The sequence below is a fragment of the Limisphaerales bacterium genome (assembly GCA_014382585.1).
Lineage (GTDB): Bacteria > Verrucomicrobiota > Verrucomicrobiia > Limisphaerales > UBA1100 > JACNJL01.
The window spans coordinates 1445-8157 of the sequence record JACNJL010000021.1 but is presented as its reverse complement, the minus strand read 5'-3'; the positions used below and the strand labels follow the sequence as shown (position 1 = coordinate 8157).

General features: G+C 60.3%; 5 protein-coding genes. All 5 read right to left on the bottom strand.

The genetic code is table 11. The features are described from left to right. The coding region (locus H8E27_02210) for a NirA family protein (GenBank protein ID MBC8324429.1) at positions 1-1448 on the bottom strand (1448 nt) is incomplete at its 3' end. Further along, a complete protein-coding gene (locus H8E27_02205) occupies positions 1448-3232 on the bottom strand; it encodes an assimilatory sulfite reductase (NADPH) flavoprotein subunit (GenBank protein MBC8324428.1) in 1785 nt (594 codons plus the stop codon). The genes H8E27_02205 and H8E27_02210, both read right to left, overlap by 1 nt. Then, positions 3222-3710: a Rieske (2Fe-2S) protein gene (locus tag H8E27_02200; GenBank protein ID MBC8324427.1), complete on the bottom strand. Its 489-nt coding sequence runs from the start codon at positions 3708-3710 to the stop codon at positions 3222-3224. The genes H8E27_02205 and H8E27_02200 overlap by 11 nt, the downstream gene beginning before the upstream one ends. Beyond that, on the bottom strand, positions 3707-4363 hold the full coding sequence (locus tag H8E27_02195; protein ID MBC8324426.1) for a 4Fe-4S binding protein: 657 nt from the start codon (positions 4361-4363) through the stop codon (positions 3707-3709). The genes H8E27_02200 and H8E27_02195 overlap by 4 nt, the downstream gene beginning before the upstream one ends. A gap of 199 nt (positions 4364-4562) precedes the next feature. Next, positions 4563-6695, bottom strand: a complete 2133-nt coding sequence (locus tag H8E27_02190) for a molybdopterin oxidoreductase family protein (GenBank protein ID MBC8324425.1) — start codon at positions 6693-6695, stop codon at positions 4563-4565. Between the last annotated feature and the right edge of the window lie 18 nt (positions 6696-6713).

Below are 6713 nucleotides of genomic sequence, written 5' to 3'. Positions count from 1 at the left end.
TGGATGTTGACGGGTTGATCGAGCGTCAGCCGCGCGTCGAGGTAGTCGGCGATTTTCTGGGCGTGGCCTTTGGTGTCGCTCATCGCGAATTTGCAATAGGCATTTCCCGTGCAGGCGATGACGCCGCTGCGCAGGTTGGATTGTTGCCAGCCGAGGCCGATTTCTTCCAGCCGCGCTTTCACGGTTTCGATAACCTCGTTGCGAATGTTGGGCAGCAGAAAATTTTGCCAAATGGTGAGGCGCACTTCGCCGTTGCCAAACTCGTCGGCGAGATCGGCAATTCGGAGCATTTGTTCGGGCGTGATTTGGCCGATGGGCAACGCGACGCCCACGTAGCTGAGGCCGTCCTGTTTTTGCGGGAACACACCCACTTGCGAATGCGGCGTGTTTGGCAGTTCGTGCGCTTCCTCGAATTCCGAAAGGCCGGTGACGGCGTTTTGGCGCGCGTGTGTGAGCGAATAGCCGAGGAGCGTTTCCGTCTCGGCGAGGTATTCGGCGAGTGGCATTTTTTCGAGCACGTATTTGAGCCGCGCGCGCTTGCGGTTGGTGCGGTCACCTTTCGCGATGTAAACGCGAATGATGGCGCACAGCACTTCGGTGAGTTGCGCGGGGGGCACGAGCACACCGAGGTCGTTGGCGAACGATTTCAATCCGGTGGCGCCACCGAGCGCGATGCGAAAGTGAATGCCCGCTGCGAGGCCGCCGGTGGGCTGGGCCAACTTCACCGCGCGCACGCCGATGTCGTTGGTGTCCTCAGCCACGCTCACTTGGCCGCCGCCGTCGAAGGCGATGTTGAACTTGCGCGGCAGATTATAAAATTCCCGCGTCTGCAAAATGTGGTTGGCCAGTTCGTGGCAGTATGGCGACACATCAATCAACTCGTGCGGGTCGATGCCGGCGGTGGGGCTGGCGGTGAGGTTGCGGATGTTGTCTGCGCCCGCGCCGCGCGTGTGGAGGCCCACCGACTGGATGCGGCGCACGACGTCCGGCGCGTCCTTGGGCTCGATGGTGCGGATTTGGAAATTCGCGCGTGTGGTGATTTGCACGTAACCGGTGGTTAACTCGTCCGCCACCTTCGCGATTTCGCGCAGTTGAAAACTCCGCAACTGCCCGCCCGGGATGCGCAGGCGCGCCATAAATGCCTCCTTGTTTGGCGACAGAAAAAACAGGCCGTTCCATTTGAAGCGAAACACATTTTCCTTTTCCGGCGGCTGGTTTTCGCGCGCGTGTTCGAGCAGCAAATGATGCGCATCGAGCGGATGCAATGCGTTCTTGATGCGTTCCTCCACGGTGAGGTCGTCCTCATCCACGCCACCCACCGGCGCGGCCTCGACGTCGGCGAAGCGCAGGCCGCGGTTTTCGATGCCGGCAAACAGGCCCTCGAGATACGAGGTTTGCTCGGCGTTCAGCGGTTCGCCCGCGACTTCTTTAAACGGCAGTGTGCTCATTAGTAAACGTCCCGTTGATAGCGTTTGGTTTTTTTCAATTCATCGACGAAGGTCTTGGCTTCGGCGGGCGACTTGCCGCCGGCGGTTTGCGCGATGTCGTGCAGTGCGGCGTCCACGTCTTTCGCCATCCGCTTCGCGTCGCCGCAGACATAAAAATGCGCGCCATCTTGCAGCCACGCCCACAGCTCGGCGGCGTGTTCGCGCATCCGGTTTTGCACATAGATTTTTTCCGCGCCATCGCGTGAGAAGGCGGTGTGCAAATGCGTGAGCAATCCGTCGCGCTGAAATGTTTCCAGTTCATTTTGATAAAGGAAATCCGTGGCCACGTGTTGGTCGCCGAAGAACAGCCAGTTGTCGCCCTTGGCTCCGGTGGCTTGGCGCTCTTCCAAAAATGCACGGAACGGCGCGATGCCCGTGCCGGGGCCGACCATAATGATTGGGATATCGCCATCGTCCGGCAGTCGGAAGTTTTTGGAAATGTGCGCGAACACCGGCAAGGCTGCATCTGCTGCGCGGTCGGCGAGGAAGGTGGAGCACACGCCCTTGCGCGCGCGCCCGTGCGATTCGTAACGCACGGTGGCCACGGTGAGATGCACCTCGCCGGGATGCGCCTTGGGGCTTGACGCGATGGAGTAAAGGCGCGGCTGGAGTTTTTTGAGGAGGCCGACAAATTCCGTGGGCGAAAAATCCGCATTCGGATACGCCAGCAGCAGGTCGATGACTTCGCGTCCCCAAAGAAACTCCGCCAACTCCGCCTGATGCGCGGGCATCAATCGCTTGGCCAAGTCCGCATCGGCGGCGCGCACGGCGATGGCTTTGAGAAATTTTTTTGCCGGTTCGGTGATGGAATAGTGTTCAATTAACGCCTTGCGCAACGGCGCCTCGCCACCGTTGGGAAGCAGCACGGCATCTTCGCCGTCGCTGCCAAGCGCCGTGAGAATTTCGTCCACCAACTCGGGGCAGTTCGTCGGGAACACGCCCAGCGCGTCGCCTGCCGAATACTCCAGCCCCGAGCCTTCCAGCGAAATTTCAAAGTGCCGCGTCTCCTTCGCCGACCCTTCGCCATTCAAATTACGATTCACCAACAGCTTGGCGGGAAACGGATTTTTTCGCGTGAATGGAACAGCTTCATCGACCGCCGGCACCGCTTCGCCCTCCGACTCTCGCCCCACAACATTCCCGCCAAGCGCCGCCCAAACGGCCTTCGTCCACTCGGCGGCCGGCTCGTCGTAATCCACATCGCAATCGACGCGCGGGTGGATCCGTTTCGCACCGAGTTCCTCGAAGCGTCGGTCGAACATTTTGCCCGCGCCACAAAAATCCTCATAATTACTGTCGCCCAAAGCCAACACCGAAAAGCGCACGCCTTTGAGGCTTGGCGCGCCGGCGGAATTCAGATGCTCCCAAAACGCCAGCGCGTTGTCCGGCGGATCGCCATCGCCCCACGTGCTCGTCATAAGCATCACGCGCGTTTCCTTCGCGAAATCCACCTTCGCAAAATCCTCCATCGAGAGCACCCGCGCCCCAAAGCCGAACCCCGCCGCCGCCTTGCCCATCCGCTTGGCCAAGCCCTCGGCCGATCCCGATTGGCTCCCCCAAAGAATCGTCAATGTCTCCAACGCCACGGCCTCCGATGCAACCGCGCCGTTGTTCGATTCGGGTTTGGAAAACGCGCCGACCAAATAGCCGTTAAGCCAAGCGCGTTGGGTTTCGTTGAAGGGCGCTTCTTTCGGCACATAAGGTGGTTCGGTGGTTCGTTGTACAGTTTCAGTTTCAGTTTCCATTTTGTTCCTTTTTATTTCCAGTAATCCAAACGCGGCCGCCGCGCACCTCCAATTCAAATTGCGGCAACGGCTTGGGCGGGGGGCCGTAGTTCACCGTGCCATCTTTTGCATCGAAACTCCCGTTGTGGCACGGACAGTGGAGCGATTGATTTTCGGCTTTGAAATGCACCGGACAAAGCAAGTGCGTGCAGCGTTGGCTGTAGGCGCGCAGCGTGCCATCGGACAGTTCGACGAGGATCGCGGGATCGTTCTCGGTAGGGTAACGGAACAGATGATAGCCGTGCTGGATTTGATCGCGCGCAACGACGTCCAATTCCGGATATTTCGGGGTGTCCTTGGCGAATAGTTTTTTGGCAAATGACCCGAGCGCCACGACCAAGCCGCCGAGGCCGAGAAATTGCAGGAACTGCCGACGCGCCGAGCGATGTTCGTCCGGACGCGGCACAGGATAATCTTCATTCCAACAAGGCTCGCTCATGCCGGTAATTCCTCCAGTTCATCCCACACGGCATCCTCGGCCACATCGGGCGCCCCGCCGCGATCTTGGGCGAAGGCGGGTAAATCGTCTGCGGGCAGGAAATCGGCCACATCAAGCGGGATGCTATCCACTTCGGGCGCGGTCATCATGTTCACCTTGGTCTTCACGGTTTGGGCGCCAAATTGAAATTCGTTGCGCGGCACCTCTCGGCGGCTCGCCTCCAGCTCCGCGCGCGGGCCGTAGTACAGCGCTTGGCTGGGGCACACGGTGGCGCACATCGGCTTTTTGCCCACGCTCGTGCGGTCGTAGCACATGTCGCACTTCATCATCAGCTGCATCTCGATCTCTTGTTTGGGCACCCCAAACGGGCAGGCGAGCGTGCAGTTGCTGCAGGAAATACAGCGGGGATGCGCGGCACTGAGCACCACGCCGTGGTCATCCTGCTTGATCGCATCGGCCGGACATACCTTGGCGCAGGTGGGATCCTCGCAATGCATACACACGACCGGTGCGGTCTGCACGCCAGTGGGGCGGTCCACATAATCCAAATGAATCATTGGCGTGCCGCGGTGCGTATCGCATTCGCCGCAGGCAGCCACGCAAGCTTGGCAGCCAATGCAGCGGGAAGGGTCTATGAAAAACTCGTTTTTCATAATTTCCCAATCCCCAATTCCCAATGGCCAAGAAATGACCAAATTCCAATAGCCAATCCACGATGACAATGGAGGGACGAGCCAGCGAGTCCATGAGCGCCACCGGACTCGCAGGCTCGTCCCTCCATCGCAACCGGCATCCGCCAGCCAACGTCATTGGACATTGGGCCTTGGTCATTCCTTGGGTTTTGGTCCTTGCTCATTGGGCTCTTTCGACCTTGCACGCGCACACCTTGAACTCCGGGATTTTGGAGATTGGATCGAGCGCGCGGTTGGTGATGCGGTTGGCGGCCTTTTTGCCGGGCCAATGGTAGGGGATAAACACGGTGTCGGGCCGGATGCTCTTCACGATTTGTGCGGGCACCTCAATGTCGCCGCGACGAGTGCTGACGCGCACGCGGTCGCCTTCGCCAATGCCCAAGCGCTCAGCCAAACGCGGGTGGATCTCGCACAGGGGCTCGGGATATTGATCGACGAGCGCCCCGATGCGGCGGGTTTGCGTGCCGCTAAGGTATTGCGAGACTACGCGTCCGCTGGTGAAAAAGATCGGGTACTCCGCGTCCACATCCTCATCGGGCGGGCGGTAGGGGAAGGCGTGAAATTTCGCGCGCCCGTCGGGATGCGCGAATTGCCCGCCCTCGAACAGGCGCGGCGTGCCGGGATGTTCCGGTGCGGGGCACGGCCAGAAGACGCCCATCTCGTTTTCGATGCGTTCGTAGCTCATGCCGCTGTAATCAATCGGCCCGCCAGCGGAGGCGCGGGTGAGTTCGCTGAAAATCTCGCCGGCATTCTCGAAATTAAAATGATCCGCAGCACCAAGACGCTGGGCGAGGTCCTGAATGATGTGCCAATCGAGTCGGGCATTGCCGGCGGGGCTCACGGAGTTGCGCAGGCGCACACAGCGGCCTTCGCCGGTGGTCACGGTGCCCTCGTCCTCTTCCTGCAACGAGCCGGCCAATACGACGTCCGCGTGCCGGGCGGTTTCGCTCAGGAAAAAATCGATGGTAGTAAAATGCTCCAGCTTCTCCAGCGCGGCGCGCGTGCGTGCGCTGTCGGGGATGGATACGAGCGGGTTAAAGCTGATCGAAACCAAGGCCTTGATTTTGCCCTCCTCAATGGCATCGATGATCTCGCAGGCGGTGAGGCCTTCGCCGGGCAGGTCGGGTTCGTTGATACCCCAGAAATCGGCAATATGGTTGCGGTGCTCGGGGTTGTTGATGTCGCGCCCGCCGGGGAGTTGATTGCAGCGCTGGCCATGCTCGCGGCCGCCTTGGCCGTTGCCTTGGCCGGTGATGGTGCCGTAGCCGCTGCCGGGTTTGCCGATGCGACCGGTGGCGAGCACGAGGTTAATGTAGCTGAGTACATTCTCGACGCCCTTGGTGTGATGCTCGATGCCGCGTGCGTGGAGGAGCATCGAGGTCTCGGCCGTGCCCCAAAGCTCGGCGGCAGCGATGATGTTTTTGGCCGGCACGCCGGTGAGTTTCTCGGTGTGCTCGGGCGTGTATTCCTTCACCAGTTCGCGCACTTCGTCGAAGCCGTTGGTATGCTCGGCAATGAACGTTTCATCAATCCAGCCACGCTCAATCATCACGTGCAGGATGCCGTGAGCGAGCGCGCTGTCGCGGCCCGGGCGCACGGGTAAATAGAGATCGGCCGTGCGGGCTATGGGCGTGATGCGCGGGTCGATGACGATAATCTTCGCGCCGTTGTCGCGCGCGCGCCAAATATAGTCGGTGAGGATCGGGAAACACTCAGCGACATTCGTGCCCGCAAGAATGAGCACCTTGGCTTTCGGGATGTCTTCCCACGGATTGGCGCTGCGATCGATGCCGAAGGCCATCTTGTTCGCGGCCCCGGCGCTGACCATGCAGAGGCGGCCGTTGTAATCGATGTTTCTGGTGCCCAACGCCACGCGGGCAAATTTGCCGTTGAGGTATGCCTTCTCATTGGTCATCGAGGCGCCCCCGAGAAAGGCGACTGCGTCCTTGCCGTAAGTCTGCTGCACGCGCTGGATTTCCGAAACCGTCTTGCTCAAGGCCTCGTCCCAATCGGCCTCGCGAAAGCCCGACTCGCTGCGCATGAGCGGGGCCTTGAGCCGGTCGGGATGCTCGTTTTGCATGTAGCGCTTCACGCCCTTGGGGCAAAGCTTGCCTTCGTTGACCGGAAACTCCTCCCAAGGCTCGAAGCCGATGACCTTGTTTTCCTTTACCTTCAGCTGGATACCGCATTGCACGCCGCAGAAACAGCAGTGTGTTTTCACCAGCTTATCCGGCTCGCCCATCTCCCAGCCGCCCTCCGGCGTATAAGCGGGCGTGGGGCCGTAGCGGTCGATGTACTCGGATTCAGTTAG